The sequence below is a fragment of the Pseudidiomarina aquimaris genome (genome assembly GCF_003987395.1).
GTDB lineage: Bacteria > Pseudomonadota > Gammaproteobacteria > Enterobacterales > Alteromonadaceae > Pseudidiomarina > Pseudidiomarina aquimaris.
This window is the reverse complement of the sequence record NZ_PIPT01000001.1, coordinates 570,462-597,029: the sequence shown is the minus strand read 5'-3', so window position 1 is coordinate 597,029 and position 26,568 is coordinate 570,462. Positions and strand designations below refer to the sequence as shown.

At 48.6% G+C, this 26,568-nt stretch carries 31 protein-coding genes; 25 read left to right on the top strand and 6 right to left on the bottom strand.

Features of this window, described 5'->3' with window-relative positions:
* Positions 1-232 precede the first annotated feature (232 nt).
* The 21 genes from CWE21_RS02975 (at position 233) to CWE21_RS02880 (ending at position 20,436) form a co-directional block, all read left to right on the top strand.
* Positions 233-643: a MerR family transcriptional regulator gene (locus CWE21_RS02975; protein WP_126832960.1), complete on the top strand. Its 411-nt coding sequence runs from the start codon at positions 233-235 to the stop codon at positions 641-643.
* 2 nt (positions 644-645) lie between these two features.
* The gene (locus CWE21_RS02970; protein WP_126832958.1) at positions 646-969 is read left to right on the top strand and encodes a heavy-metal-associated domain-containing protein; all 324 of its coding nucleotides are present in this window, start codon (positions 646-648) and stop codon (positions 967-969) included.
* A gap of 59 nt (positions 970-1,028) precedes the next feature.
* Positions 1,029-3,563 (top strand): heavy metal translocating P-type ATPase, encoded by a 2,535-nt coding sequence (locus CWE21_RS02965; RefSeq protein ID WP_126832956.1) that lies wholly within the window; start codon positions 1,029-1,031, stop codon positions 3,561-3,563.
* 12 nt (positions 3,564-3,575) lie between these two features.
* Entirely contained in the window at positions 3,576-3,878 is a 303-nt protein-coding gene (locus tag CWE21_RS02960; protein ID WP_126832954.1) for a DUF2933 domain-containing protein, read from the top strand.
* A gap of 25 nt (positions 3,879-3,903) precedes the next feature.
* Entirely contained in the window at positions 3,904-4,557 is a 654-nt protein-coding gene (locus tag CWE21_RS02955; protein ID WP_126832952.1) for a methyltransferase family protein, read from the top strand.
* A gap of 10 nt (positions 4,558-4,567) precedes the next feature.
* Positions 4,568-4,708, top strand: coding sequence for a hypothetical protein (locus CWE21_RS13405; protein ID WP_198555379.1), 141 nt, complete (start codon positions 4,568-4,570; stop codon positions 4,706-4,708).
* Between the two features lie 115 nt (positions 4,709-4,823).
* Positions 4,824-4,988 (top strand): hypothetical protein, encoded by a 165-nt coding sequence (locus tag CWE21_RS13400; protein ID WP_198675044.1) that lies wholly within the window; start codon positions 4,824-4,826, stop codon positions 4,986-4,988.
* Positions 4,989-5,046: 58 nt separating this feature from the next.
* Positions 5,047-5,412, top strand: a complete 366-nt coding sequence (locus CWE21_RS02945; RefSeq protein WP_126832950.1) for a cation transporter — start codon at positions 5,047-5,049, stop codon at positions 5,410-5,412.
* Entirely contained in the window at positions 5,370-6,938 is a 1,569-nt protein-coding gene (locus CWE21_RS02940) for a thymidine phosphorylase family protein (protein WP_241970202.1), read from the top strand. The genes CWE21_RS02945 and CWE21_RS02940 overlap by 43 nt, the downstream gene beginning before the upstream one ends.
* Complete coding sequence (locus CWE21_RS02935) at positions 6,935-7,876, top strand: ribose-phosphate diphosphokinase (RefSeq protein WP_106646689.1); 942 nt, start codon at positions 6,935-6,937, stop codon at positions 7,874-7,876. Before CWE21_RS02940 ends, CWE21_RS02935 begins: the two co-directional genes overlap by 4 nt.
* Positions 7,873-9,228: an MBL fold metallo-hydrolase gene (locus CWE21_RS02930; protein WP_126832948.1), complete on the top strand. Its 1,356-nt coding sequence runs from the start codon at positions 7,873-7,875 to the stop codon at positions 9,226-9,228. The genes CWE21_RS02935 and CWE21_RS02930 overlap by 4 nt, the downstream gene beginning before the upstream one ends.
* A 195-nt stretch (positions 9,229-9,423) precedes the next feature.
* On the top strand, positions 9,424-9,735 hold the full coding sequence (locus CWE21_RS02925) for an ATPase (protein ID WP_241970201.1): 312 nt from the start codon (positions 9,424-9,426) through the stop codon (positions 9,733-9,735).
* Between the two features lie 34 nt (positions 9,736-9,769).
* On the top strand, positions 9,770-10,027 hold the full coding sequence (locus CWE21_RS02920; protein WP_106646692.1) for a DUF5676 family membrane protein: 258 nt from the start codon (positions 9,770-9,772) through the stop codon (positions 10,025-10,027).
* A gap of 21 nt (positions 10,028-10,048) precedes the next feature.
* The gene (locus CWE21_RS02915; protein ID WP_106646693.1) at positions 10,049-11,161 is read left to right on the top strand and encodes an acetate/propionate family kinase; all 1,113 of its coding nucleotides are present in this window, start codon (positions 10,049-10,051) and stop codon (positions 11,159-11,161) included.
* A gap of 30 nt (positions 11,162-11,191) precedes the next feature.
* A complete protein-coding gene (locus CWE21_RS02910; RefSeq protein WP_106646694.1) occupies positions 11,192-13,558 on the top strand; it encodes a phosphoketolase family protein in 2,367 nt (788 codons plus the stop codon).
* Positions 13,559-14,905 (top strand): APC family permease, encoded by a 1,347-nt coding sequence (locus tag CWE21_RS02905; protein WP_106646695.1) that lies wholly within the window; start codon positions 13,559-13,561, stop codon positions 14,903-14,905.
* Between the two features lie 50 nt (positions 14,906-14,955).
* The gene (gene petA, locus CWE21_RS02900; protein ID WP_126832947.1) at positions 14,956-15,546 is read left to right on the top strand and encodes a ubiquinol-cytochrome c reductase iron-sulfur subunit; all 591 of its coding nucleotides are present in this window, start codon (positions 14,956-14,958) and stop codon (positions 15,544-15,546) included.
* A gap of 528 nt (positions 15,547-16,074) precedes the next feature.
* Positions 16,075-17,142 (top strand): phospholipase D-like domain-containing protein, encoded by a 1,068-nt coding sequence (locus CWE21_RS02895; RefSeq protein WP_198675043.1) that lies wholly within the window; start codon positions 16,075-16,077, stop codon positions 17,140-17,142.
* 179 nt (positions 17,143-17,321) lie between these two features.
* Positions 17,322-18,472, top strand: a protein-coding gene (locus CWE21_RS02890) for an IS3 family transposase (protein WP_126832945.1) whose coding sequence is annotated in 2 segments (ribosomal slippage) — positions 17,322-17,559 and positions 17,559-18,472 — 1,152 coding nt in all. Because the reading frame shifts where the segments join, the coding sequence is not laid out codon by codon here.
* Between the two features lie 255 nt (positions 18,473-18,727).
* Positions 18,728-20,038: an MFS transporter gene (locus CWE21_RS02885; RefSeq protein WP_126832943.1), complete on the top strand. Its 1,311-nt coding sequence runs from the start codon at positions 18,728-18,730 to the stop codon at positions 20,036-20,038.
* The gene (locus CWE21_RS02880) at positions 20,035-20,436 is read left to right on the top strand and encodes a GFA family protein (RefSeq protein WP_126832941.1); all 402 of its coding nucleotides are present in this window, start codon (positions 20,035-20,037) and stop codon (positions 20,434-20,436) included. Before CWE21_RS02885 ends, CWE21_RS02880 begins: the two co-directional genes overlap by 4 nt.
* 24 nt (positions 20,437-20,460) lie before the next feature.
* On the opposite strand, the gene CWE21_RS02875 is transcribed toward CWE21_RS02880, so the two are convergent.
* Positions 20,461-20,778 (bottom strand): DUF1330 domain-containing protein, encoded by a 318-nt coding sequence (locus CWE21_RS02875; RefSeq protein WP_126832939.1) that lies wholly within the window; start codon positions 20,776-20,778, stop codon positions 20,461-20,463.
* Positions 20,779-20,863: 85 nt separating this feature from the next.
* Here CWE21_RS02875 and CWE21_RS02870 point away from each other — a divergent pair, with 85 nt between their 5' ends.
* Entirely contained in the window at positions 20,864-21,682 is an 819-nt protein-coding gene (locus CWE21_RS02870; protein WP_126832937.1) for an alpha/beta fold hydrolase, read from the top strand.
* 10 nt (positions 21,683-21,692) lie between these two features.
* On the opposite strand, the gene CWE21_RS02865 is transcribed toward CWE21_RS02870, so the two are convergent.
* A complete protein-coding gene (locus CWE21_RS02865; RefSeq protein WP_126832935.1) occupies positions 21,693-23,126 on the bottom strand; it encodes a serine hydrolase domain-containing protein in 1,434 nt (477 codons plus the stop codon).
* Between the two features lie 198 nt (positions 23,127-23,324).
* Here CWE21_RS02865 and CWE21_RS02860 point away from each other — a divergent pair, with 198 nt between their 5' ends.
* The 3 genes from CWE21_RS02860 (at position 23,325) to CWE21_RS02850 (ending at position 24,141) form a co-directional block, all read left to right on the top strand.
* A complete protein-coding gene (locus tag CWE21_RS02860; protein WP_126832933.1) occupies positions 23,325-23,603 on the top strand; it encodes a type II toxin-antitoxin system RelE/ParE family toxin in 279 nt (92 codons plus the stop codon).
* Positions 23,603-23,890 (top strand): HigA family addiction module antitoxin, encoded by a 288-nt coding sequence (locus CWE21_RS02855; RefSeq protein ID WP_126832931.1) that lies wholly within the window; start codon positions 23,603-23,605, stop codon positions 23,888-23,890. The genes CWE21_RS02860 and CWE21_RS02855 overlap by 1 nt, the downstream gene beginning before the upstream one ends.
* Positions 23,891-23,964: 74 nt before the next feature.
* Positions 23,965-24,141: a DUF6435 family protein gene (locus tag CWE21_RS02850; protein WP_126770719.1), complete on the top strand. Its 177-nt coding sequence runs from the start codon at positions 23,965-23,967 to the stop codon at positions 24,139-24,141.
* 17 nt (positions 24,142-24,158) lie between these two features.
* On the opposite strand, the gene CWE21_RS02845 is transcribed toward CWE21_RS02850, so the two are convergent.
* The 4 genes from CWE21_RS02845 to gloA are packed head-to-tail and all read right to left on the bottom strand — an operon-like array spanning position 24,159 to position 26,568.
* A complete protein-coding gene (locus tag CWE21_RS02845; RefSeq protein WP_126832929.1) occupies positions 24,159-24,776 on the bottom strand; it encodes a DUF2238 domain-containing protein in 618 nt (205 codons plus the stop codon).
* Positions 24,777-24,810: 34 nt separating this feature from the next.
* Entirely contained in the window at positions 24,811-25,509 is a 699-nt protein-coding gene (locus CWE21_RS02840) for an ion channel protein Tsx (RefSeq protein ID WP_241970200.1), read from the bottom strand.
* Between the two features lies 1 nt (position 25,510).
* The gene (gene rnt / locus CWE21_RS02835) at positions 25,511-26,173 is read right to left on the bottom strand and encodes a ribonuclease T (RefSeq protein WP_126832927.1); all 663 of its coding nucleotides are present in this window, start codon (positions 26,171-26,173) and stop codon (positions 25,511-25,513) included.
* The gene (gloA, locus tag CWE21_RS02830) at positions 26,170-26,568 is read right to left on the bottom strand and encodes a lactoylglutathione lyase (protein ID WP_126832925.1); all 399 of its coding nucleotides are present in this window, start codon (positions 26,566-26,568) and stop codon (positions 26,170-26,172) included. Before gloA ends, rnt begins: the two co-directional genes overlap by 4 nt.

The following is a 26,568-nucleotide window of genomic DNA, read 5'->3' as shown; positions in this document are numbered from 1 at the left end:
TCGTTTTGTTTCAGAATCGCTAAGATCTGACTGTCTGTGTATCGTGATTTGCGCATAGAAAACTCCTTCGTTTTAGTTTAACGGAATTTTCTACTTATAACTGCTCCGATTTTTCGGGGGGATTACAAACCCAAGTGTATCACCTGGGTTTATAATCGGTGATTGACTCAGATCAAGGTCCTGATCCCGGCGGAAGCTTAGGATGGCATGACTGGATCAAGAGGAGGGTGGCATGAAAGTCATCGAGGTCGCTAGATTGTTGGGGATTACGCCTGATACTGTACGGTTTTATACCCGGATCAAGGTTCTGAACCCCACCAAAAGCAGGGCCAATGGTTATCGGGAATACAGCGATAACGATGTTAAGCGTTTGCGGTTTGTGTTAAGCGCCCGGCAGTTGGGATTTTCGGTCGAGGATATTCAGGAAATTCTCAGCCATGCGGACAAGAAAAAAACACCTTGCCCGACTGTGCGCCGCCTGATTGACCAGCGCTTGCATGAAACCGAGGAGAGGCTCACCGAGACCTTGAAACTAAAGGATCGCATGCAACGGGCCGTTCTGGAGTGGAATCAGAAGCCTGACAAAGCACCGACGGGCCATATGCTTTGCCATTTAATTGAAGAGTTTACTGCGGGGGAATAAGTATGAATACGCACAAAATATCAAACGCTAGTCAACAGAAAGGGGGTTGCTGCTGTTCCGGAAAGACATCAGTTTCCTCTACGTTAACGGATGCAAGCAAAGTTAAAGAATCATCGCAACCCCTGTACCAATTACAAGTGCAGGGAGCAACGTGTGGTGGTTGTGTAAAAAGTATAGAGCGGACGTTGAGATCCATTTCTGGGGTACGGGAGGCAACCATGGATTTGGCAACGGGTGTCGCTACTGTTTGGGGTGATGTGGATAGCGACAATGTTATCGAAGCAATTAACCAAAAGGGCTATGAAGCTGAAATGATCGCCAAGTAAGCGATTCGGGGAGGTTGGCAGTCAGCCAAGGCTAGGTTAATCAATAAGGATCAACACTTATGAACGATACAGTTCTTTCATTTAATAAAAAAGACGTGCCACAAACTAATGGTGCGGAAGCGAAAGCCCAACTTATTGTGCCTGGAATGGGCAGCAATCACTGCGCGGGTCTTGTGAGAGCATCGATAGAAAGGTTGCCGGGCATAAAGACCATTCAAACGAATATTGCCAGCCATCAGGTGGACGTATCCTTTGAAGCACCTCAATCAAGCCTGGAAAAAATACGGCTTGCGGTGGAGAACGCGGGTTACGATGTTGCTTCGGCACAATTGTCCTCTACCAATGCAGTCAAAAACGTTACGCTCACCGTTCCGGGCATGGGGAGTAACCACTGTGCCGGTCTTGTACGTACATCGCTTGAGCGTTTGTCAGGCATAACAGCGATTGAAACCAATATTGCCAATCACCAGGTCAGTGTGAGCTTCGATCCGCAACAAGTCGATACTGAGACGTTAAAAGCAACCGTAGAAAAGGCCGGTTATGACGTGGCGAGTGTGGAAAGCGCGGCAAGCAATTCACACAAGGTCGCCGAAGCGGCGGAAGAGCAGTATCTGGATCAAGCCTGGAAAAACCTCTGGTTTGCGGCGATACCGACAACACTCATTATGTTGTTGATGATTCCACAGATGTTCTGGCAGCCCATTCCCGGTTATCTGGCTATCGTGGCTGTACTGGCATTTCCTGTCGTATTTTTCAAAGGCGGACGTTCTACGCACCGTTCCGCCTGGCGTTCATTAAAAAATCGCACAGCCAATATGGATGTGCTGATTTCCCTGGGCAGTATGCCGCCCTATCTGATCGGCCTGATTGGGTTTGTCTATCCCATGACATCCTTTATCGAAATGGCCTCCACCATTATGACCTTCCATATGCTTGGCCGTTATCTCGAAACTCGGGCTAAAGGCAAGGCGTCACAGGCGATCAAAAAATTAATCAAGCTCGGGGCGAAAACTGCGATCGTTTTACGCAACAACAACGAGGTTCAAGTGCCGGTGGAAGACTTACAAATCGGCGATGTCATGGTGATTAAGCCGGGCGGTAAAGTGCCGACTGACGGCGAGATTGTCGACGGCCATAGTCATTTGGATGAGTCGATTGCTACCGGTGAATCAGTCCCTGTAGAGAAAGGTCCCGGCGATTCTGTACTCGGCGCGACGATGAATAAGGAAGGACTATTGAAAGTAAAGGCCACCAAAATTGGTGCCGACACGTTCTTGTCCCAAGTGATTAAATTAGTCGAGCAAGCTCAGGGTTCCAAAGTCCCGATACAGGAATTTGCGGATAGAGTGACTGCGAACTTTGTCCCAGCGGTGATTGGCATTTCATTCCTGAGCTTTTTGTCCTGGATAATTTTTGCTGACACTTTGCGCCCGGTATTGGAGTGGGGTGGCAGCTTTTTGCCCTGGGTTGATCCGACTTTGACACCGCTTATTGCCGCGATACTGGCGTCCGTTGCGGTTCTGGTTATCGCTTGCCCCTGCGCTTTGGGACTGGCAACTCCCACAGCGATCATGGTGGGTTCAGGTATGGGCGCCGAGCGAGGTGTGCTGATTCGTTCAGGTGAAGCGATACAAACCTTAAAGGATATCAAGGTGGTTGTACTGGATAAAACTGGCACCATCACCGCAGGTAAACCGTCCCTGACGGATGTGGTTCCAGCTTCTGGATTTACAGCGGAAGAACTGTTGATGGCCACCGCTGCAGTTGAAGCTGGATCAGAGCATCCACTGGCGCAAGCCATTGTGCAAGGAGCTAAAGAGCGAAACCTGACTATTCCAGCACTGGAGAACTTCCAGTCGATAACCGCTCGCGGGGTAGAGGGTGTAGTCGATGGTCGCCTGGTGCATGTTGGCAGCCGTCGATTGCTCAATGAACAGGGAGTCGAACTTGGCAATTTAGATGAAACCCTGAAGTCACTGGAAGTGCAGGGGAAAACAGCGATGTTGGTGGCAATTGATAAACAAGCGGCGGGCGTTGTCGCCGTTGCTGACACCATTAAAGAAGATTCAAAATCTGCGATCAAAGCCATGCATGACCTGAATATTCATGTGGTAATGGTGACCGGTGATAACGAACGGACGGCAAAATTTGTTGCTGAGCAGGTGGGTATCGATGAGGTGCTTGCCAACGTATTGCCTGAAGGAAAAGTTGATTCGGTTAAACAGCTACAAGCCAAATACGGTGAAAGTGTGGCGATGGTGGGTGACGGTATTAATGATGCGCCTGCGTTAAAACAAGCCAATGTAGGGATTGCCATTGGTGCTGGAGCCGATGTGGCAATCGAAGCGGCCGATGTGACGCTGGTGCAGGGGCAGTTGACCAAGCTGGTAGAGGCCATTCTTCTGTCGAAAGCTACCTTTAGAAAAATCGTCGAAAACCTTTTTTGGGCTTGGTTTTACAATCTGGCGGCGATCCCGGTAGCGGCGCTGGGATTACTGCATCCAATGATCGGTGTTATCGCTATGATGGTTAGTTCGTTGTCGGTCATCGGCAATTCCATTCTGCTGAAAAGAGCCAACATCACGGTTGAATAACGGGAGGCAATAATGAGTCAACAATCGCAATCATTCTGGTTTACCCCAAAAGGCTTAGCTGCCCTGGGGCTTATCGGTGCAGCCAGCTATTTCCTGTTGGTGGAACATAGGGAGCACTTATTCCAATTTCTACCCTACCTGATTTTATTGTTATGCCCACTTATGCATATTTTTATGCATGGTGGTCATGGTGGTCATGGAGGGCACGGCGGACACGGTGGTCATGGTCATCAGGGGGATGACGCTGATCAGGATGCCTATCAGCGTGGACTGGAAGATGGTCGCCGGGAAAGTGAAAACCGACACCACCATTAAATCCATTTAACACAGGAGATTAACCATGCACGGTGATTCTGCTTACGGCCTTTGGACACTGGTAATACTAAATTCGGCTATATTCATATTTTTTGCGTTCAGTTTTGCCAAGCCGAAAACAAAAACTGACTGGCGCAGTTTTGGCGCGTTCTCAGCTTTTATCATTGCGCTCTTTACTGAGATGTATGGCTTTCCGTTAACCATCTATTTTTTGTCTGGTTGGTTGGCAGAAAAATATCCCGGCGTGGATTTTCTCTCTCATGAAAATGGCCATCTACTACACACCCTGCTGGGATTTGACGGTGATCCACATTTTGCTCCACTGCATCTCGCTAGCAATATTCTGATCGTACTCGGTTTCTTTCTGCTCGCCTCGTCGTGGAATGTTTTGCACAAAGCACAGCAAACCCGTTCCTTAGCGACTACCGGTTGGTACGCGCGTTGCCGACACCCGCAATACATCGCTTTTATCATGATTATGTTTGGTTTTTTGTTGCAGTGGCCGACCCTGCCGACGCTGGTGATGTTTCCGGTTTTAGTTGTAGTGTACGTGAGGCTCGCTAAGCGTGAAGAGCGTATGGCGATTGAGGAATTTGGCGACGTGTATCTTCGCTATATGGAATCGACCCCAGGGTGGGTACCTAATTTTTCTACCAATAAAGCCGCTTCAAACTATTGAGGATATACCAATGAAACGTAATTCTATCAGAACTATGGTTTCCGCCGTCGTTATTGCTACGGCAATGGCTTCACCAGTATTTGCAGAAAATGCGCATGATCACGGTGATAAAAACCAAGGCGCTAACAGTAGGATCATGATGAACCATTAGCAGATGATGGCGATGCATGAACATATGTGAAAAGTGCATGAATTGATGGCAAAAATTCAAAGCCGAAACCGCCCCAGAAAAACGTCAATAATTAATGGATGAGCATATACACACAATGAAAGAAGGTATGCAGATGATTAATATGGGGAACGGCATGAAAGGCGGTAAGCAAATGGACAAAATGGATATGACAAAACGTATGGATATGATGGAAAAACACATAGGGATGATGGATCGTCAATCTGAGGCAAGCAAATCTAGCGAGCATCAACACAAATAATAGACTGTTGGTGATGAGAAATAGTTTGTAAACAGAGATTAGATATTGGAGGTAAATTATGAAACAAGAAGAGCACCGACTGGGTGTGTCTGAAGTCAATCTCGTTGTTCGTCATTTAAAACTTGACGCGAAGAAAATTAGTAATATCCACGATGCAATCACAGAAATCGATAAATTGTATGGTTTGGATGCGGTTTCATTTGACGAAAGGTCACAGGTTTTAAACCTTGCATACGATGCTTCCCGCTTGAGTCTGGATGGTATTGAAGATGTGTTGGCTAAATATGGTATCGAGGTTGGTCACGACTGGTGGACGCATTTCAAAGAAGGATATTATAAATTTGTGGATGAAAACATAAAAGATAACGCGGAGCATGAGGCGTGGAGTTGTCACAAGTCACCACCACACAACAAGCGAAAATAGCAATGACGGTGAAAAAGATGGGATCAGCAAACGCTCTTAAAGTTATTGATATAGGTATCGATACCCACCAGGAACCTGTTGTTTATATGCGCAGTGACTGCCATATCTGCCGCTCAGAAGGTTTTACGGCTAACAGTCGCGTTTCAGTGGATGATGGCCAAAACCAAATAATTGCAACGATCAACGTGGTGGATGAGAAGGTCATTGAACCAGGCAGCGCTGGCTTATCCAAAATCGCCATGCAACGGCTGGGAGTTGCCGAAGGGACATCGATTAGCGTCAGTCATGCACCGGTGGTGACATCGCTGGCAGCTGTTCGCAAAAAAATATTTGGCCATAAGCTCAGCGACGAGGAAGTCACCGAGATCGTAAAGGACATAAGCGACCATCGTTATTCCGATATCGAAATTGCCAGCTTTCTCAGCGTTTGTGCGGGCAGTCGTCTGGATGTGGATGAAATCATTGCCTTGACACAGGCCATGGTGGCTTGCGGTAAACGTCTAAGCTGGCCCGATTCACCCATGGTGCTGGATAAGCATTGCATTGGTGGATTGCCGGGTAATCGCACCACTCCTTTAGTGGTAGCGATTATCAGTGCAGCAGGATTAACCATACCGAAAACATCTTCACGTGCCATCACTTCACCGGCAGGTACAGCTGATACCATGGAGGCCCTGACGACAGTCAATCTCAGCCTCTCACAGATTCAACGAGTTGTTGCAGAAACTCACGGCTGTCTCGCCTGGGGTGGGGCGGTGAATCTTAGCCCCGCCGATGATTTATTGATTCGAATTGAGCGTGCGCTGGATCTTGATGGCGAAGGGCAGTTGATTGCATCGGTATTGTCGAAAAAAATCGCTGCGGGTTCTACCCATGTGGTGATTGATATTCCAGTCGGCCCTACTGCAAAAGTGCGTTCGCAAAAAGACGCCGATCGCCTCGCTTCACTATTTACACAGGTTGGTGCTACGTGCGGACTTCAGGTTCGTTGCTTGATAACGGACGGTAGTCAGCCCGTCGGGCGCGGTGTTGGTCCAGTAGAGGAAGTCCGCGATGTAATGGCTGTTTTGCGGCGCAGCAGCGATGCTGCCGAGGACCTTCGAGAGCGGGCACTGTTTTTGGCGGCCCATCTGTTTTCCCTGGCGTATCAGCAAACCTATGAACAAGGTTTGCAAAAGGCTACCGAAATTCTTGATAGCGGTGCGGCGTGGAAACAATTTCACCGAATTATAGCGGCCCAGGGCGGGATGAAATCTTTGCCTTCTGCAGATTTTCAACATACGGTAACCACCGCATCAACCGGCACTTTGCAGACGATTGATAATCGCCAATTAGCGCGCTTGGCGAAACTGGCGGGAGCGCCCAATGTCGCAGCAGCGGGTTTGCGCTTGCATAAAAGTGTCGGTGAAAAGGTAGAGCGAGGTGAACCACTGTTCACACTGTACAGTGACACAGAAGGCGAATTGCAATACGCACTGGCCTATTACCGACAATCCAACATTTTTACCATTGGAGATGCCTCATGAGTGAGTCGAAGACAGTTTTAGGAAGGAAACCCTTAGTGTTTAGCTTGGACAATCACTCGTTGGCGGATTCACTTGCAAAGACGAAGAGTGTGCAGCGTGGTAAGTTTGACGTACGTCAATTTCCCGATGGCGAATCCTATTTACGTATCACCTCCGATGTGGAAGGGCGTGTCTGTATTGTTGTTGCTGATTTGTCGCACCCCAATGCGAAGTATCTGCCGTTACTATTTTTGGTCGAAACCCTGCGAGAACTGGGGGCTTCGCAAGTTGGCTTGGTGGCGCCCTATCTTAGCTATATGCGCCAAGATCGCCGTTTTGTAGATGGGGAGGCAGTGACTTCACGCATTTTTGCCAAATCCCTTTCTCAACATATAGATTGGTTGGTGACAGTTGATCCACATTTACATCGCTATCACTCCCTCGACGAAATTTACACTGTACCTAGTCAAGTTGTACAAGGTGCTCCGGCATTGGCACAGTGGTTAAAATCAAAAACAAATCTATTGTTGGTAGGGCCTGATAGTGAGAGTGAACAATGGGTATCTGATATTGCCAATTATAGCCAGCACCCGTTTGTGATCGGTGAGAAACAGCGTTTCGGTGATCGTCATGTAGAAGTCTCCTTGCCAAACATTGATGCATACAGAGATAAAACAGCCGTTATTATTGATGATGTGATATCGAGCGGGCAGACCATTCTGGAATGCATAAAATACCTTAAATCCAAGGGCGTCGAACACATTCAATGTATTGCCGTACATGGGATTTTCGCCGATGATTCCGATCAAGTCCTGATCAAAGCCGGTTTAAGCCAGCTGGCAACAACTAACACCATTCCACATTCCTCCAATGCTATTGATATCTCGCCGCGACTGATGACAGCCATTAATTCTATGCTGCAATTAACAAGATCAGATTTCACAGGAGAAGTTTTATGAGAATTACCTTTTTAGGAGGCACAGAAACCGTAACCGGTTCAAAGTTTCTGCTGGAAACTGAACGTAGCAAAGTGCTGATAGACTGCGGCCTGTATCAAGGCTACAAATGGTTAAGGGAGCGCAATTGGCAGTCCCTACCGTTGGATATCGACAAGCTCGATGCTGTTTTACTTACTCATGCGCATTTAGATCACTCTGGCTATATACCCGCCTTATATAAACAAGGATACCGGGGTCCGGTTATCACCCATCACGCCACTAAAGACTTGTGCCAGATCCTGTTGGCCGATAGTGGTCATATTCAAGAAGAGGATGCGAAATACTATAGCAAGCATAAATTAAGCAAACACGAACACCCCGAACCGCTCTATGACCGTCAAACTGCCGAAGCGAGTATGGCTCTATTTCAATCGATTGACTTTGATGAGCAGGTTGAAGTCGGTGATATTCGTTTTTACCTGCAACCGGCGGGGCATATTCTCGGTGCAGCAAGTATCATCATTGAAGCGGAAGGCAAACGCATTGGGTTCTCTGGTGATGTGGGACGTTTCGATGACGTGTTAATGAAACCGCCACGCCCGTTGCCTGAACTTGATTTGTTACTGATGGAGTCCACTTATGGTAATCGACAGCACGATCCACAAGACGCTGCTCAACAATTAGCTGCCGTAGTTAATCGCGTTGCAAAAAACGGTGGTGTTTTACTGGTACCAGCATTCGCCGTAGGTAGGGCGCAGGCTTTACAGCATCTGCTTGCGAGTTTGATGGAGCAGGAAGCCATCCCACGGCTGCCTATCTATCTCGACAGTCCTATGGCTATCAGGGTGTCGGACATATTTTGTCATCACAGCGAACAACATCGACTAAGCAATGAGCAATGTCACCGTATGTGTGATCAGGTTACCTATACCCGCACAGTAGATGAATCTAAGGCGCTGGCAGGACAGGCATTTCCCCATGTCATCATTGCAGGTAGCGGGATGGCCACCGGGGGGCGAATTCTGCATCACTTTAAACGATTATTAAGTGATATTAGAACAACAGTGCTGTTTACCGGATACCAAGCGGGAGGAACGCGAGGCGCTAAGATGCTTGAAGGTGTCGGTGCTGTTAAAATCCATGGTAGTTGGATTCCTCTGAGGGCAGATGTTGAGGTAATTTCGGGACTTTCTGGGCATGCGGATTATCTCGAACTTACCGAATGGCTACGTCAGTCAAAACTGGCAAGTACAACGCCAATTAAACTGATTCACGGTGACCCTGAAGCATTGGAAGGCTTGCGTGTACATTTTCAGGAACAAACACATTATAAGGTCGATGTTGCCGGTTATCGCGATATTTTGCATCTGTAATCGAGGTGGTTTTTTGAAATACGTACAAGGTTAATAAGAGGAAAAGATCATGCAAATTGAAACCCTGAAAGATGTACTACACTGGACTAAAGAGTTCCACCAGCACTTGAGCCAGTGTTTGTTCCACTGCGCAAATAAAAACCTTGATGAGCGGGCTAGGATGATGCTGACATATCTTTCCGAACATGAAAAACATTGAAAGATGTGGTCAGTGGTTTTGAAAAATCCGGAGAAGCAAGCGCTCTCAAAACCTGGTGTTATGAATATGTAAATCGCCACCCTATTACTCGACACGCCCACTGTGACACTCCTTTTGCCGAACTCAATGCTTCGCAGATTATGGACGTGATTATCGAGCAACACCAGCAGGTTATCGAACTATATCGCTATCTGGCATCGCGCGCGGAAATTCCATCAGCTATGGAGTTATTGAATTCATTACTTTCGCTGGAGGAACACGAAATGATGCGCATAGTGCAATCGTCAAATCGGTTTAGCGATTTGTAGACTGGTAAATTTACACGATAGAAGGAGTTTTGGTATGAAACTACATACATTTAAATTTGGCCTGGCCTGCTTAATCAGTGCCATTGTATTTTGGGTTATTTGCAGTGTCCTAGTGGCGGTGATTCCTTCAATGGCTATGTCCATATCCGGAGATATGCTACACATGCAATTGCAGGATATGGGCTGGCATCTGACCATTACCGGTGTAGTTTGGGGAGGGATAGCCTGGGCTCTAGTAGCGGGTATTTTGGGATGGCTACTTGCTGCTATATATAACCGTTTGCTGGACTAAGACTAGCAGCAAGACTCTGTTATGACTTGCATATTGGTTCTTAATCCCGGCAGTTCCAGCATAAAGTGGACGGTCTTTTGTAGCTTCACCAAGGATCTCAATGAAGATCCTATTGCGATTGATCATGGACAGATTGCCTTGACAATTGTTGGGAGCGATGTGTTTCAGCATATTGTGTCAGCAACAGCGGCTTATAAGATTTTCGCTGTGATTGTCAGGGTAGTGCACGGCGGTTCGCAGTTTTCACACCCGATAGAGGTCAGCCATTACATTTTCAATAAACTCAAAGCACTCGATTTATTGGCGCCGTTACACAACAGGGTCGCTATCGAGCTTATCGAAAGTTGTCAGCAGTATGATGAGTCCCTTCGTGTATTTGCTGCATTTGATACACAGTTTTTTATCAACCTACCGGCCGTGGCACAAATCTACGGCCTGCCTTTGGATTTGATTGAACGGCATCAGTTGCGCCGATACGGTTTTCACGGCTTTGCGCACCAAGATATGGTGCGTCAGTGGTGTATAGAAAATCCGTATCGGCAACAATTTTCGCTAGTGACCGCACAGCTGGGTAGCGGCTGTTCAATGACGGCGATTCGCAACGGCAAACCGGTGGATACTACCATGGGTTTTACCCCTAATGACGGCCTACTAATGCGAACACGCAGCGGTGAGATTGATCCCGGTTTACTGATTTGGTTACAGCAACAGGAAGGTTGGTCCTCCAACGAAATCGATCATCTTCTTAATACGGAAGCCGGCTGGAAGGGACTGTCTGGAGGCATAGATAATATGGCTGATCTATTTGCAAGTGAACACCCTCAATGTCGTCTGGCATTTGACCTTTTTCGATATCGATTCCAGAAAACATTGGGAGCATATTTTTCGATTTTAGGTGGACTTGATGGAGTTGTGCTCAGTGGGGGCGTTGCTGAGCATAGCCTGGCCATTTGCCGAGAGTTATTATCGGGGTTATCACATTTGGGCATCGAGTTACGTTCACAATCGGCCAGCGGTGACCTGCCTATATTACTCTCCTCTAAGACATCAAAAGTACAGTGCCGGGTAGTCGCTGTCGATGAAGCCAGTACAATGCTACACGCGGTACAACAACAATTCGCAGACGATTTTTAGCTGCTTTCACTAGCCGACTAAGGATGTAATATGTATACAATTGACCCACAAAATCACCATCGCATCGAACAGCGTGCAAGACTTTATCGCGAAACCTATTCGGCTTTTGCCCACTGGGCAGATGGATACGGGGTTATACAACACAGCGATGAAACACAAGTTCGCATATTTGATCTGTGCCAGCAACTGGTGTGTGAAGGGCGCTTCCAACAAATTGAAGATGTGCTGGATATTTTGTCAGCTGCTGACCGTTTGACAAGTGCGGCGATGTGGTTGGTGGTGCATATGACTTACAGCACCAAAGTGGACTTGTCCGGTAATTCCCTCGACGCTGAAGATTTTAAGTCCAATCCTCAGGGACATACGGGCGGCTCGCTCAATATGGTGCCTGCTTATGTAGCTTACATGGTAGCTAACCGTCTGACGGGAATAACCCGAAGTTGGTTGATGGGGCAGGGCCACTGTGTGGCGGCCATAGACGCGGTCAATGTGTTACTGCAGAACCTCTATCCGGAACAGGGGGAGCGCTACCCCCTAAGTGATGAAGGTCTGTCGCAATTGGCCAAGGATTTTTACAGCTACGCGATTACGGATGATGGTTGCCCCGGTGTCCCATTAGGCAGTCATGTCAATCCACACACGGCGGGCGGTTTGATTGAAGGTGGCTACCTGGGTTTTGCCGAGCTGCAATACGTGCATATGCCTCTGCCCGGTGAACGCCTGGTGGCATTCCTGAGTGACGGTGCTTTTGAAGAACAGCGCGGTAGTGACTGGGCCAGCCGTTGGTGGCGGGCCGAGGACTGTGGTCTGGTAACACCGGTGATGATCGCCAATGGCCGGCGTATTGATCAGCGCTCCACCATGTATCAGCAGGGCGGCCTGACCTGGTTTTATGAGCATTTGGAGCAGAACGACTTTCATCCGATCGCCATCGACGGGCGCGATCCAGCTGCGTTTATCTGGGGAATATTTGAATCTGAAGCACGCTTGCAAGCCTGCAGTGCACATATTCGTGCAGGAAAAATGTGTTATCCGGTGAAACTGCCGTACCTGATTGCCGAAACGGAAAAAGGCTACGGTTTTTACGGTGCTGGCACCAATGCAGCCCACGGCACGCCTTTGCCCGGCAACCCTCGTAGCGATGCCGGGGCTCGGCAGCTATTCAATGAACACGCTGCCAGGCTCTTTCTGCCGCGTACTGAGCTGACCAGTGCAATCGAAAAAATAACACAACATAAGGCGGATAACCGGGTACCGGAAAAATACCATGCGCTCGGTCAGCGTGATGTCGTTTTAAAACTACCAACTGCTTCACCACAGTGCGAAAAGGGGCAAGCATTGTCACCCATGGCAGCCGTAGATAAGCGCTTGTGTGAGTGGCATCTCGCCAATCCGGGCGTGCGCGTACGTATCGGCAACCCTGATGAATTGCGAAGTAATCGCATGGGCAAAACGTTGGATCTTCTCAAACATCGAGTATTAAACCCGGAAGATGGTGTGGCCGAATCGATACATGGTTCTGTCATTACCGCACTTAATGAGGAGGCCGTAGTAAGCGCGGCACTGGCCAATAAAGGTGGCATGAATCTGGTGGTCAGTTATGAAGCCTTTGCCATGAAAATGATTGGCGCACTACGTCAGGAAATAATTTTTGCACGGCACCAAAAAGAACTCAATCGACCTGCACGATGGCTATCGCTTCCGGTTATTGCTACTTCACATTTGTGGGAGAATGGCAAAAATGAGCAATCCCATCAGGATTCATCGTTTGGTGAAGTGTTGTTAGGTGAAATGAGCGATATGACGCGCGTTGTTTATCCCGCAGATGCTAGCACTGCTGTTGCCTGCCTTGATGCATGCTATCAGAGCCAAGGCCAAATTTGGGCGATGACCATTCCCAAACAGGAAATCACGACAACTTTCAGCTCTGAACAGGCTCAACAATTGGTCGAAGAGGGCGCTCTGACAGTGGAAGAGGATGACACCGTCGTTGTGGAACTGGTGGCGGTTGGAGCCTACCAGTTACGCGTGTGCCATGAAGTCCGTCAGGCATTGCGAGATAATGGCATTGGCAGCCGTATCACATACCTGCTTGAACCTGGCCGTTTTAGGATTCCACGCGACGAGCATGAAAAGGCCATTGTCAGCAGGCTTGTAGAGAAGTCACAATTTTTTGATAACTCAGTTCGCTTGCGTGTATTTGTATCCCATATGCGGCCTGAGGTTCTTTTAGGTGTTTGTCGACCTCTAGATCTGGGTAGTGACCGTTGTTTGGCATTTGGGTATCGCAACCGCGGTGGCACATTGGATACGCAGGGCTTGCTGGAAGCGAATCAGTGTAGTGACAAATTTATCGTAGCAGAAGTTCTACAAAGAATAAGTTCGGGAGGAGAGTGAATGAAGCAAGACACAGATCGCACGACTCACTATGATAAGGGTAGCTTAACGCTCTCCGGTACCGTGATGCTGGGGACAGGAGTCATGATAGGCGCAGGCATTTTTGCACTGACCGGGCAAATGGCGGAAATGGCGGGCGTACTGTTCCCGCTGGCATTTGTGGCAGCAGCGATGGTCGTTTCTTTCAGTGCCTACTCTTACGTCAAAATTTCCAATGCCTATCCCTCAGCCGGAGGGATAGGAATGTATTTACATAAGGCCTATGGCGACAGCTTGCCGACAGCGTTCAATGCCCTGTTGATGTACTTCTCCATGGTGATCGCGCAGAGTTTCCTGGCGCGCACGTTTGGCTCCTATACCATGCAATTATTCGGCGGTGATGAATCCGGACAAATGGTGGCGATGCTGGGTGTGGGGCTGATTATTTTTGCGTTTATCGTCAATCTGTTAAGTAACCGCTTTATTCAAAAGGTAGCTGGGTTTATCGGAGTGTTAAAGATTGGCGGAATTTTGGTGTTCGGCATTATCGGTGTGTGGGTGGCTGATAGCCTAGCGCTAGATTTCGGTCACATGGGTAACGTTGAAGTCTCCGGAAATTTTCTTGGTGCTACCGCTCTCGGGATTTTGGCTTTTAAAGGTTTTACCACCATTACCAACAGTGGATCTGAGGTAATCGATCCTAAGCGAAATGTTGGAAGAGCTATCGTTATCTCTATTGTTGCGTGTGTAGTCATCTACACCCTGGTTGGCTTTTCAGTAGCCAGTAACCTATCCCTGAGTGAAATCATAGATACTCGCGATTACTCCCTGGCAGCGGCTGCGCGACCAGCGCTTGGAGAATACGGAGTATGGTTTACAGTCGCAATTGCCATGACGGCAACTGCGGGCGGCATTCTTGCCAGTATTTTTGCGGTGTCCCGGATGCTGGCTATGTTGACCGAAATGAAACTGGTTCCCCACAGACATTTCGGCATGCCGGGAAGTATCCAAAAACATACACTTGCCTATACCGTGGTACTCGGTATTTTTCTTACGGCCTTTTTTGACCTGTCGCGGATAGCCGCCCTGGGTATTGTTTTTTATCTGGTCATGGACATTGCCATTCATTGGGGCGTGATTCGTTATTTGGCGGATGAAATTAAAGCAATGCGCTGGGTACCGATTGTAGCCATTATTTTCGATTTGCTGACACTGTTCGGTTTTGTTTGGGTGAAACTGAACGCTGACCCGTGGGTTATCGGTGTTGCTCTTATCACGATGTTACTGATCGCAGCGGGCGAGAGGTGGTTCTTGCATTCGAATAGACGGCAACGACTACTACACGAAGACGGTAAGCACCAGCATTGATGCCTACTGTTCAAAGTTAAAAATCACTTTGTTAACTTGGGAAAATGTATATGAACGATATTAATGAACCCAACGAAACCCGGCGTCGGTTTTTGATAGGCGCCACTTCGTTTGTGGCTGGGGCTGGATTGGTTGGTATTGCCATTCCCTTTGTGCAGTCGTGGAACCCTAGCTCTAAAGTCAGAGCTGTGGGTGCGTCAGTGAGGGTGGGTGTCAGCAAAATCGAGCCGGGGCAAATGATTACGGTTGCGTGGCAGGGCAAGCCGGTCTGGGTGTTGCGGCGAACCCGCCAAAATCTCAAGAACCTGGATCTCGAAAGTCACCGTGAAGAATTGCGGGACCCGGATTCGGAAGTTAATCAACAACCTGATTACGCCAAGAATACTTATCGCAGTATCAAAAAGGAGGTTTTTGTGGCAGTGGGTATCTGTACCCATTTGGGTTGCGTGCCTAACTATGAGCCGGATGGACGAGCAGAAGTTAAGCATGCACTCTTTTTTTGCCCCTGTCACGGTTCAAAGTTTGATCTCGCAGGGCGGGTATTTAAGGGCGTCCCTGCACCGACGAACTTGATTATTCCTCCCCATCATTATCTAGACAATAAAGTGCTTGAAATCGGTGCTGATGGACAAACGAGTTAGCTAGGCCATGGTAAGGTATGGTGCCGGAAAACGAATTCTTCTGAAAATTTAAAAGGTAAATAGATGATAGAAAGATCAGATAATAAACTACCGAATATACCGATTTCCCCTGCCCAATAGGTTTTGGCATCGTGATAGCCTTTGCGATTTACATTGCATACAGCAGTTATTACAACATACTGCAAGGTTGCAGGTTTGGTTCGACATCCTTAGTATTTCAGTTTGTTTATTGCATTATTCGACGGATGTGTTGTCAATTAGTTCACGCTGTTTTCTGTTGTCCTGTTTCGCGTGATTGTGTTCGCTTACGTCATGTTGGAAAAAAGAAAAAAAAGCGCAGGCAGAGTTTGGCCGAGTGTATCTAACGTACCAGCAGCGAGTGCCTATGTTTATTCCTAGGAGAAGCCAGTGGTGGCATTTAATTGAGATTTCCAATCTGGACTCTGATAACTGAGAGAGGTCAATTAGGAATTGCATAACATTATGAACACGAATACATCTGATTGTAGGTGTACGGAGCTGCCACACATGAGTAGCGAGTCCTTCCGACTCTTTATTGAAGGTGATGCACTCTATGCATCGATGCTGAGGTCGATCGACAGGGCACAAGACAGCATACAGTTGGAAAGTTATATTTTTGCCGATGATATAGTGGGGCAAGAGTTTTGTCGGGCGTTGATTGAACGGGCGCGGTCTGGCATTAAAGTGAAAGTTCATATCGATGCCGCGGGTTCCCTGTTCTGGTTCTCGCGCAAGATGCAAAATCACATGCGCGATAATGGTGTGGAACTGCGCTGGTTCCACCGTTGGAGCTGGCGCAGACCATGGCGCTATAACCACCGCAATCATCGTAAATTGCTGATAGTTGATAACCGTATCGCCTATCTCGGCGGTTTCAATATTCACAAGGAAAATTCCTGCAAACACTATGGTGAGGCCCGTTGGCGTGATACCCATGTGAGCTTTGATGGTTCGCTTGTCAGCGTGGCGGCGCAGTTGTTTGATGCATTTTGGCACGGGAAGCTGCGTTCGCAGCCTCTACAAAAGGCCGAAGGTAGCAAACTTCTGCACAATCAAACGCTAAGCTGTCGCCACCGTCTGCGCTGTGTGTATGGGGAAGCCTTTAGCAAGGCTAAAAAGTATATTTACCTGACGACACCCTATTTTGTTCCCGACAATCATACTCTCAGGCAATTATGCAAGGCGGCAGAGCGGGGTGTGGATGTCCGGCTATTGGTCCCCGGCAAAACCGATGTACGCATAGCGCGCTGGGCCGCTCGACATATTTATGCATCGCTACTTGAATCTGGTGTAAAGATATACGAATACCTGCCCCGGGTACTGCACGCAAAGACCGTGGTGACCGACGATCATTGGTCGATGGTGGGTACGTCCAATCTGGACTATCGAAGTTTATTCACAAACTACGAACTGAACCTTGCAACCATCGACCAACAACTGGCGAGAAAGCTCAAGCAGCAGTTCATTGAGGATTTATCATTGTCGGAATGTATATCACTTAACGACTGGAAAAAGCGTGATGGTGTAACGAGGTGGCAGGGACGTGTGGCTATGATACTTAAACGTTGGTTGTGAAATTCTTGTATTTAATAAAGAAGCTGGTGAAGTTTGTCTGTTGCTGCCAACGTCTTGGCTGACGGCTTGTTGATGCCAAAATCAACCGACGTAAAGAAAATTTTGAATTGCCGATGGTAAGCCCCTAGTTACCTAGACACTTTATAGCTTTATAATTGCATAAACTATGAGGTGTTTACATGAGCGGAAAACGCTACCCGGAAGAATTTAAAACCCAAGCCGTTGAGCAAGTCACGAAACAAGGTCATTCACTGACGTCTGTCGCTGAACGATTAGGTGTGAGCTACAAATCCCTGTCAGATTGGGTTAAACGCTATGACAAGCCAGCGAGCCAACGGAAGCAAGATGATGATCAGGCAGCTGAACTGCGTAGACTTAGAGCGGAGTTAAAGCGGGTTACACAGGAACGTGACATATTAAAGGAAGCCGCCGTGTACTTTGCAGGGAAGTCAAAGAAAAGTACGCGTTCATAAGGGAGCGACTCCCACGCTACCCGATTAAAACCATGTGTCACGTGCTCAATATTGAGCGTAGCGGATTTTATGCGTGGTTAAAGCAGCCTTTGAGTGCGAAGGCTAAAGATGACAACCGCTTACTGGGAAAAATTAAGCAGTTTTGGTTGGAAAGCGGTTGCACGTATGGCTATCGAAATATCACGATTGACCTCAAAAGTGATGGTGAGACTTGCGGGAAGAACCGCGTGCACCGGTTAATGCGGGAAGCTAGTATTCGCGCTGTACGCGGCTATAAACGTCATCCAGGGTTCAAAGGCGGCAAAACAAGCACGGCAGCTCCAAACACTCTTAATCGTGAATTCACGGTAGATAAACCTGACTGCTTCTGGGTGACTGACTTTACTTACATCCGAACCTACGAAGGTTGGTTATATCTTACCGTGGTTATCGACTTATTCTCGCGGCGTGTCGTTGGGTGGACAATGAAAAGTAGCCCCAAAGCTGATTTAGTCATTGATGCTCTGTTGATGGCGGTATGGCGTCGCCGACCAAAAGAAAAAGTGTTGGTTCATTCTGATCAGGGGATTCAATATACCTCATCTGATTGGCGTTCCTTCCTAAACGAGCACAACCTAGAAGCCAGTATGAGTAGGAAAGGCAACTGTCACGACAATGCGGTTGCCGAAAGCTTCTTCTCTTTGCTTAAAAAGGATAGGGTGAGGAGAAAAATCTACTCGACTCGCGCTGAGGCAAGGGCTGAGATATTCGATTACATCGAAGGATTCTACAATCCCAGACGTAACCATGGTACAAATGGAGGGCTGTCTCCAGTTAGATATGAAAAGCAGTATTATCAGCAGCTTGAAGATGTCTAGAAAACTAGGGGCTTACCATCACCGTTAAGCTGATTAGCTACTTTCTCAAGCAAAGCTATGGGTAGCACATTGTTGATTTTTGGAATGTTGGTTTTATCCCGCCGTGACCTACCTCTGACTCGCTGCCTATTTAATTTGACTGTCTCCTGTCGTAGCCAAAGCTTTCGAAACCTGCAAATGACTCCTAGACTTGTACTACGACTCACGATGGTAGAACGAGTTTAAATCCGCCGCCCATTGATGGGAGACGATACGATGCAACAGGTCTCAGGAATGCGTTTTGCGCTGGTTGGCGCCATACTTATTGCGATAAGTTTTGGCCTAGCGCGGTTTGCCTTTGGTTTGTTTGTGCCGCAGATTCGCGCAGATCTTGCGCTGAGCGCGAATACAATTGGTACCATCGCGGCGCTGCCGCTGATTAGTTTTGTGCTTATCAGTTTAGTTGCGCCGCTGGTGACCAAATATTTTGGTGCACGTAATACCACTGTATTGTCGGCAACCTTTGCCGTTGTCGGTTTGGCGTTGGTGAGTCAAGCCAGAGGGCCCATTTTGCTTGTTATTGGTGTGGTGGCGTGCGGTATCTGCACGGGCTTGATGATGCCGGCGCTTACCGCTGCCATGCAGGCTTTGGTTGATCGCTCGATCCACGGGCGTGTAAGCTCTGTGATGAACGCGGGCACCAGTATTGGTGTCGCGCTCTCGGTTCCTGCAGTCGTATTGCTTGTCGGTGCGTGGCGCTACGCCTATTTCTCGTTCACGCTGTTTGCCATTGTCGGTGTGTTTCTTGCGTGGTACCTCATACCGTCGGTTTCACGCGTTCGCCCGTCAGATGCCGCGCCGCCACCTAAGATCACGGTAAGACAAAGTTGGCGATTGTTTAGCTTGTTCCTGTTTGCCTTTGCTATGGGCTTTATTGCATCGGCGTATTGGACCTTTGGACCGGACTTGGCGATTAACCTAGGCGCACTATCATCGCAGCAAAGTGGTTGGCTTTGGCTCGCGCTTGGTGTTGCTGGACTGGGTGGGGCGATTATCAGTGACTTGGCCGATAGAAATAATCCCGCCATCACGCACGCCCTTATGCTGATGATGCTGACGACGAGTTTGACTTTATTGGCGGCGAGTCCTGGTCAAATTTATCTTGCGGTCTTTTCAGCGATGATTTTCGGCTTGGCGTACATGAGTCTTACAGGACTCTATTTGATGACCGCCATTCGCCTGTTGCCGGGGCATTTGTCGGTGGGACCGGTGTTAGCCTTCGTGGCTTGTGCTCTGGGTCAAGCCGTAGGCTCGCCAATTATTGGTCTATTTGTTGGAAAATTTGGCTACGCCGATAGCTTTGCAATGTTTGCCGCAGCGGGTATCTTTATTTCTCTGCTATCCCCACTATATCCGGGGCGTACTGAGCTTGAGAGTGGCGCTCCTGAAGATGAATCCGGCCTCCAAGCTGCGTACGACTATCAATTGCAGAACGATGAGGGCGAGCCGTTGGAAATGAATACCCCGGAAGAAGCGGAGCAGGACGAGCTCAAACTCCCAGATAAATCGAATAAGGAAAACCAATGACGACGCATCGCGGTTCATGCCTCTGCGGCACCGTAAGATTTGAAATTAAAGGCGAATTTGACAGTTTCTTTTTGTGCCATTGCAAGCACTGTCAAAAAGATACCGGATCGGCGCATGCGGCCAACTTATTTTCACAGTCCGCAAAATTGAATTGGCAAGCGGGGCAAGAGGCAGTGACGTCCTTTACACTGCCGCAATCGCGCCATAGCAAGAGCTTTTGCAAACACTGTGGATCGGCTTTGCCGAACACGCAAAACGAGGCGCTGTTGGTGGTTCCGGCGGGCTGTTTGGATACAGAAGTTAAGGTGAAACCAACAGGGCATCTCTTTACGTCGAGTCGAGCGACATGGGAAGCTAAACTGAGCAATGCCCCCGAATATGAGGGCCTGCCAGAATAGAATGCTCCAAACGCTGGCTGCTCATTACTTCAACAAGGGTCGTAAGTCATCGAGCTTATCAAACAAATGCCAGATGTAATTTTGGGTGCCGTTTTCGCGATGCGGATGTAAATCGGCAAGGGCTGGGTCGTTGCAGTAGCTGTCGAATGCCTGTTTGGATTCCCATTCCACCAAAATCATTACGGTTCGCGGGGTAATATCGCCTTGCGCGGCTTCTTTGAATTTGCCAAGTGAAATGACTTTGCCGCCGTGGGAGGTGACTTCTTTCACCGAACGGCGCGCGTAGGCAAGATATTCGTCTTTGTCGGCGATGTCGAAAAGGTTGAGTGCATAAACCGGCATATCAACGTCCTCTCTGGGTTTGTTGCGGTGGATCCGTTATCATGAAACTACACCTAAGCCACGTCGTTCACAAGCGCTAAACACCATGAAAACTTTCACTTTTATCTGCCTTGTATTGGTCTCATTTCCTGTTTCTGCGAACGAAACACAGTTCGTCATCATCAATGGTCACGCCATGGAATATCAGGACCAAGGCGAGGGCGAGGTCACGCTGTTGCTCGAGGCCGGTGGTTCGGCTGGTATGTCGGACTGGGAGCCTGTTTATCACGAGCTTGGCAAGACTTATCGCACGATTCGTTACTCGCGCTTGGGGAACGGCAATTCCGCGCAGATTCGCAAGAACTACAGCTCAGAAGAATACGCGGAAGAAGCACTCGCCTTGCTTGAAGCACTAAAGATCGAAGGTCCGGTTGTGTACGTGGCGCATTCCTATGGCGCCTACATTGCTCGGGTATTTGCTGCACGCTATCCCGAGCGAATCGCAGCGCTGATGTTGATTGAACCGGCGTCAGAACATGACGTAGATATCATGCGCGCCATCGATCTCGAGCAAGCGGGAAAAGAGATCGCGCAGGTGAAGCTCGATGATATGCGAAACGGTATGTCGAATCAGTACCTCGATTTCTGGGCCAAACGCCCGCTACCTGACTATGGGCAGATTGGTGATATTCCCGTCTCGGTAATAGCGTCGGTCAAAACCTACGACGATCCGCCGCTATTATTTTTCACCGATGAGGCACGTGCAATGTGGGGGCAGCTCCACAAAGACTGGGCTGAAGCCTTTCCACAAGGGCGTGCGGTGCTCACCGACAACAGCTACCACTTTCCGCAACGCGATGAACCTGAGCTGGTGGTGGCTGAGGTACATCGGCTGGTAGAGCAACTCAACGCCATTACTCCCTGAACGTCGGGTTTTACATGCGCTGTGCGCTAGTTCTATCGCCATTTGCTTGCCAAATAATAACCTGCTCGAGGTTGTCTTCGTCGAAAACGACTTTGATCGACTTTTCTTCGGCAAGAAACTCATTGGCTGCGATTGGCGTTAATAAAAAGCGCTCGTTATTGATTTGCATGTAAAAGCCGGTCTTTTCTTCGCTGAAATTCACATACTGACCGTTCCAGTCGTATTGCAGCGATGCTTTACGGCGATCAATGGTGTCACCTTCATACACGTCGAATACCTCCGAGCGGAAGTAATCCCATTGGTAGGTGTCGGCGACTGCGCGCTGCAAATGATCGAAGAGATCTTGAGTGTTATCGCTGTTGGACATGACGATTAGCGCTTGTTGCTTGTCGACGGAGCCAAAAACAAATGATGTGAACCCTGGGTTATGGCCGGTGTGGCGAAATACGACGTCGTCTTTCCACGCCCACAACGAGAAGATAAAACGCTCGCCTTGCTCATTGAAGACTTGCTGGGTGAGCTCTTGTGATAGCAGGGTAGCGTCGCCAGTGTGGTGGTCATTGAGTAGGGTAATGAGCCAGCGACCGAGATCGTTTGGTGTGGTCCACAGGCCGCCGAGTGCTTTGAAGGCATAAGCTGCATACGGGTACGGTTTACCATTGGCGGAGTAGCCCGTGGCTTTGCGCGCTGCTAAGTCGTCGCCAATAGGCTGAGCAAAAGAGCTGCTTTGCATTCCCGCAGGTTGAAACACCAGTTCATCCAAAACTTCTTCAAAGGGCTGCTCGGTAACATCGGTAACGAGCTCTTCAACCACTAAGTAGCCAGGGTTGGAATATTTATTGCCTGCACCAGGCACGTAAATGAGTTTCGCACCACGATCTTTTGACGGAGCCTCGCCGCTGAGCATTTGTTCGACGGTGGGGCGCTGCACACCCGGCGCATAACGCGAGTGGAAATAGCGGTTAAAGCCAGCGGTGTGGCTCAATAGGCGCCGTAAGGTGACCTTTTCGTCTTGCGTATATTCATTTTCAGGAACTTTCCAGCCTTCTAAGTAGCGGTTAACGTCAGTATCTAAGTCGATAATACCCTGATCGACCAAGGCCAGTGCTGCGGTACCTGACACGGGCTTACTGACGGATGCGGCGGTAAATACGGTGTCTGTGGTTACCGGTGTTTGCGCCGCGAGATCAGCAAAACCATAGGTACGTGCCCACGCAATTTGGCCTTGATCAATAAACGTAATGCTCAGACCAGGAATGTTATCGCGGTTCATAAAGTCTTGAATGCTATGCTTTGGCGTTTCGCCAGCAATGGAATAGATCGGAGTTAATCCCTGTTCGATACGGTCGGCCTTGCGCTGATGCTCATCAAGTGAACTGGTCGCCTGTGCTGCATGTATTGGAGCAAGAAGGGGTAGGGCAATGAGGGCGAAACGAAGCTTCATAATGGTGCCTATTTTTTTGTTAGTTTGAGGGTTTGACGTTCTTTCGCACCGAGAGGTTTACAGAAAGATGAGATTTATCGCATTTCAAGTGAACATTTACGCCTATTTCAGTACATAAGCTAGTTCCATAAACTGAAAATTCTCAATAAATGCAACTGAACACATAAGTGCGTGTTGCGCAATGCGAAACAATTGTCTATGATCCTCTCAATAAAGCATAAAGGCCTAGAGGCGTTTTACCGAACAGGTAGGACTCTCGGTATTCAACCGAAACATGCGTCGAAATTACGCATGCAGCTTGTGGCTTTGGATACTGCCATGAAAGTTACAGACCTGCAGCTACCTGGGTATCGCTTGCATCGATTGAAAGGCAAGCAATCGAATCGTTGGTCTATTTCAGTTAGCGGTAGCTGGCGGTTAACTTTCGAGTTCAGGTCTGGGAATGTTTATTTGCTTGATTATGAGGATTATCACTAATGACGATGCACAATCCTGCTCACCCCGGAGAGTTTATTAAAGCGACCTACATGGAGCCGTACAATATAAGTTGCAGATTTCTGGCCCAGAAGCTTGATGTTGCACCATCGACATTGAACCGGATTCTAAAGTGTCAAAGTAGCGTCAGTCCAGAAATGGCGTTGCGACTTGCAAAAGCACTTGGGCGAAGCCCAGAAAGTTGGTTAGCGATGCAGCACAACTATGATCTATGGCATGCAGAGCGTCGTTTGCACCTTGATAATGTTGAAACGATTGAGTTTGGCTAATAATCCCCTCAGCCTGAAACCGTTTTAGCTATATATCCGTACCACACTCAAACCCTACTAAATGAGTGACGAAGATGTTTGGATTGTTTAAGTCGAGCCCAACTAAGAAAATGCGCAAAGAGTTAGAGCAACTACAAAAGAAGGCTATGGAAATGCAGCGTAACGGAGATATCCGTGGTAGCTCTCACATTAGCCAAGAAGCTGATGAGCTGTGGAAGAAGATTCAAGAAATTGAGGCCGCTGAGAAGTAGTCTGCGGCCTCAAACTTTTAATTGCGGTTCCAGCGCGAGAACGTAAACACGACCAAGGCGACAACGGCACCGAGCGTATCAGCGAGCATGTCTTTCTGTGCATCCCAAACGTCGCCTTGGGAGCCGAGAAACTCGATGCCAGCATCACCGCCTTCAATCACGGCAAATTGCCATTCGATGATTTCGTATGCGGCGGCGACCGCCATGATAAAAAACAGGCCGAAGAACATGGCAGTGACAGGGCGTGCCCACTGTTTGCGTACGAGGAGCTCGGCGGCAGCATAGGCGTAAAAGCCAACACTGAAATGGGCGATGCGGTCGTAGTGGTTACGCTCGAAGTCAAAGGTATTGGTTACCCAGTCAAATGGCACGTTGGCAAAGGTGTAGTGGGCGCCGATGGTGTGCATGATCAGCAATACACTCATGAGTACATACGCGGTGTTACTGAAGCGAAATGCGCGGTAGGTTGCGATTAGCCCTGCAAATATGGCCATGATAGGAATCATTTCGGCCCACCAGACGGTGATATCTGCTGGATTGATGTAAGACCACACCATGGTCGCAACGATAATAATGGCAAGAAATTGCGGTACGCGTGCTTGCCAACCTGAGTAAACCGGTGTCGTTGCGTCCATGGCGTGTCCTTATTGTTGTTATTGGTCGAGAACGTTAAAAGTGAACCTTAAGCAACAAATTTAAATTACGTTCATCAACGCCGTCAATGCCAAATTTATTGTTCCAGTGCGCATATTCTACGCCAACGTAGAAACGGTTGCTGTAACCAAGCGCTGGGCCTAAGTTGTATTTGAGCTGTGAGGTGAAGTTCATTTCGGCGGCGTGGCCTGTGCTTGCCGAAGACCAATCTAAAAAGCCGTCGTAATAAAAATTGCCAGCTAAAGGTAAGCCCCATGCAGCGGTCAGCTGGTAGTTGCTTTCGTAGAACTCATTGCTGCGGCGATAGCCGTTCAGTTGGAAGAAGTCGAAGCCCGGTAAGCGCAAATCAGTGCCTAGACCTAGCAGATAGTTATCGAAGCCATCGCCGATTTCCCAGGTTGTGGCGACGTAAACACCGCTGAAAAAGTTGTCCTCGCTGAAGTTCATGACGTTAAAGCGTGGCGACAATTCGGCATAGGTTTCGGTGAAACCGTCATCAGAATCCAAGCGGTCAACAAAGAGGAACGAGTCGCCCCAACTGTGGCCGGCAGCGTGTTCAAAAGTGAGCACTTGGCGGTCGCTGTCGCCGACTTCGTAATTGCTACCATTCAAATAGGTGAGGCTAACGTCTTGCCAGAGGATTTCAGCGTGTGCGCTCGGTGCAAAACCAACAACAGCTACCATCGCGGCAGCAAGGCTTACAGGGTATTTCAACTTAGTCTTCCTTTAGAGATGTTTCAATCGATGAGGAAACGAGCGGCCAGCCACCGAGGTTTTTATAGCGGTTGACCATCCAACAAAACAATTCTGCCGTGCGTTCAGTGTCATACACGGCTGAATGAGCTTCTTTACTGTCAAAAGCGATACCAGCGGCTTGGCAGGCTTTGATAAGCACTGTTTGGCCGAGGGTTAAGGCCGCGAGGGCAGCGGTATCAAAGGTGACAAACGGATGAAACGGATTGCGTTTTAGATTTGCGCGTTCAGCGGCAGCCATAACAAAACCATGATCGAAGGTCGCATTGTGGCCGACCAAGACGGAGCGTTGGCAGCCAGCGTCTTTCTGTGCTTTGCGGATCGGCTTGAAGATCTCCTTCATGGCTTCTTCTTCTGGTACCGCACCGCGTAACGGTGAGTCAGGATCGATGCCGTTAAAGTCGAGTGCTGCTTGCTCGATGTTGGCACCTTCAAACGGATCGACATGGTAGTGGAAGGTTTGATCTGGATGAAGCCAACCTTCGTCGTCGAACTTCAACGTCACTGCCGCGATTTCCAATAGGGCATCGGTTTTCGAGTTAAAGCCGGCGGTCTCGACATCGATGACCACCGGCAAGTAACCGCGAAAGCGTTGTTTCATTAGACTTGCGTCTGAATCACTCATAGATCGTCGCTTGCTTTACGTTCAATAAGTTCGATGGCGTAGCCGTCTGGATCGCGAACAAATGCAATCACGGTTTTCCCGCCTTTTACCGGTCCAGGTTTACGATAGACGTCTGCGCCTTTGGCTTCGAGCTCTTCGCATAAACCATAGATATCTTCGACACCTATGGCGATATGGCCATAAGCTTCGCCCATGTCATACTTACTTTTACCCCAGTTGTAGGTTAGCTCGAGTACGGTGTGGTCCTTTTCGTCGCCATAACCGACGAAAGCAAGGGTGTATTTGTACTCTTCGTTGTCGGCTTGACGTAGTAATTTCATGCCCATTAGTTCAGTGTAGAACTTGATGGAACGGTCTAAATCGCCTACACGTAACATGGTGTGTAACATTCTCAT

Bases quoted from the DNA above. Each gene is read 5' to 3' on its own strand.
- CWE21_RS02975 (WP_126832960.1), top strand. From the start codon at position 233: ATGAAAGTCATCGAGGTCGCTAGATTGTTGGGGATTACGCCTGATACT.
- CWE21_RS02970 (WP_126832958.1), top strand. From the start codon at position 646: ATGAATACGCACAAAATATCAAACGCTAGTCAACAGAAAGGGGGTTGC.
- CWE21_RS02965 (WP_126832956.1), top strand. From the start codon at position 1,029: ATGAACGATACAGTTCTTTCATTTAATAAAAAAGACGTGCCACAAACT.
- CWE21_RS02960 (WP_126832954.1), top strand. From the start codon at position 3,576: ATGAGTCAACAATCGCAATCATTCTGGTTTACCCCAAAAGGCTTAGCT.
- CWE21_RS02955 (WP_126832952.1), top strand. From the start codon at position 3,904: ATGCACGGTGATTCTGCTTACGGCCTTTGGACACTGGTAATACTAAAT.
- CWE21_RS13405 (WP_198555379.1), top strand. From the start codon at position 4,568: ATGAAACGTAATTCTATCAGAACTATGGTTTCCGCCGTCGTTATTGCT.
- CWE21_RS13400 (WP_198675044.1), top strand. From the start codon at position 4,824: ATGAAAGAAGGTATGCAGATGATTAATATGGGGAACGGCATGAAAGGC.
- CWE21_RS02945 (WP_126832950.1), top strand. From the start codon at position 5,047: ATGAAACAAGAAGAGCACCGACTGGGTGTGTCTGAAGTCAATCTCGTT.
- CWE21_RS02935 (WP_106646689.1), top strand. From the start codon at position 6,935: ATGAGTGAGTCGAAGACAGTTTTAGGAAGGAAACCCTTAGTGTTTAGC.
- CWE21_RS02930 (WP_126832948.1), top strand. From the start codon at position 7,873: ATGAGAATTACCTTTTTAGGAGGCACAGAAACCGTAACCGGTTCAAAG.
- CWE21_RS02920 (WP_106646692.1), top strand. From the start codon at position 9,770: ATGAAACTACATACATTTAAATTTGGCCTGGCCTGCTTAATCAGTGCC.
- CWE21_RS02915 (WP_106646693.1), top strand. From the start codon at position 10,049: ATGACTTGCATATTGGTTCTTAATCCCGGCAGTTCCAGCATAAAGTGG.
- CWE21_RS02910 (WP_106646694.1), top strand. From the start codon at position 11,192: ATGTATACAATTGACCCACAAAATCACCATCGCATCGAACAGCGTGCA.
- CWE21_RS02905 (WP_106646695.1), top strand. From the start codon at position 13,559: ATGAAGCAAGACACAGATCGCACGACTCACTATGATAAGGGTAGCTTA.
- petA (WP_126832947.1), top strand. From the start codon at position 14,956: ATGAACGATATTAATGAACCCAACGAAACCCGGCGTCGGTTTTTGATA.
- CWE21_RS02895 (WP_198675043.1), top strand. From the start codon at position 16,075: ATGAGTAGCGAGTCCTTCCGACTCTTTATTGAAGGTGATGCACTCTAT.
- CWE21_RS02885 (WP_126832943.1), top strand. From the start codon at position 18,728: ATGCAACAGGTCTCAGGAATGCGTTTTGCGCTGGTTGGCGCCATACTT.
- CWE21_RS02880 (WP_126832941.1), top strand. From the start codon at position 20,035: ATGACGACGCATCGCGGTTCATGCCTCTGCGGCACCGTAAGATTTGAA.
- CWE21_RS02875 (WP_126832939.1), bottom strand. From the start codon at position 20,778: ATGCCGGTTTATGCACTCAACCTTTTCGACATCGCCGACAAAGACGAA.
- CWE21_RS02870 (WP_126832937.1), top strand. From the start codon at position 20,864: ATGAAAACTTTCACTTTTATCTGCCTTGTATTGGTCTCATTTCCTGTT.
- CWE21_RS02865 (WP_126832935.1), bottom strand. From the start codon at position 23,126: ATGAAGCTTCGTTTCGCCCTCATTGCCCTACCCCTTCTTGCTCCAATA.
- CWE21_RS02860 (WP_126832933.1), top strand. From the start codon at position 23,325: ATGATCCTCTCAATAAAGCATAAAGGCCTAGAGGCGTTTTACCGAACA.
- CWE21_RS02855 (WP_126832931.1), top strand. From the start codon at position 23,603: ATGACGATGCACAATCCTGCTCACCCCGGAGAGTTTATTAAAGCGACC.
- CWE21_RS02850 (WP_126770719.1), top strand. From the start codon at position 23,965: ATGTTTGGATTGTTTAAGTCGAGCCCAACTAAGAAAATGCGCAAAGAG.
- CWE21_RS02845 (WP_126832929.1), bottom strand. From the start codon at position 24,776: ATGGACGCAACGACACCGGTTTACTCAGGTTGGCAAGCACGCGTACCG.
- rnt (WP_126832927.1), bottom strand. From the start codon at position 26,173: ATGAGTGATTCAGACGCAAGTCTAATGAAACAACGCTTTCGCGGTTAC.
- gloA (WP_126832925.1), bottom strand. From the start codon at position 26,568: ATGAGAATGTTACACACCATGTTACGTGTAGGCGATTTAGACCGTTCC.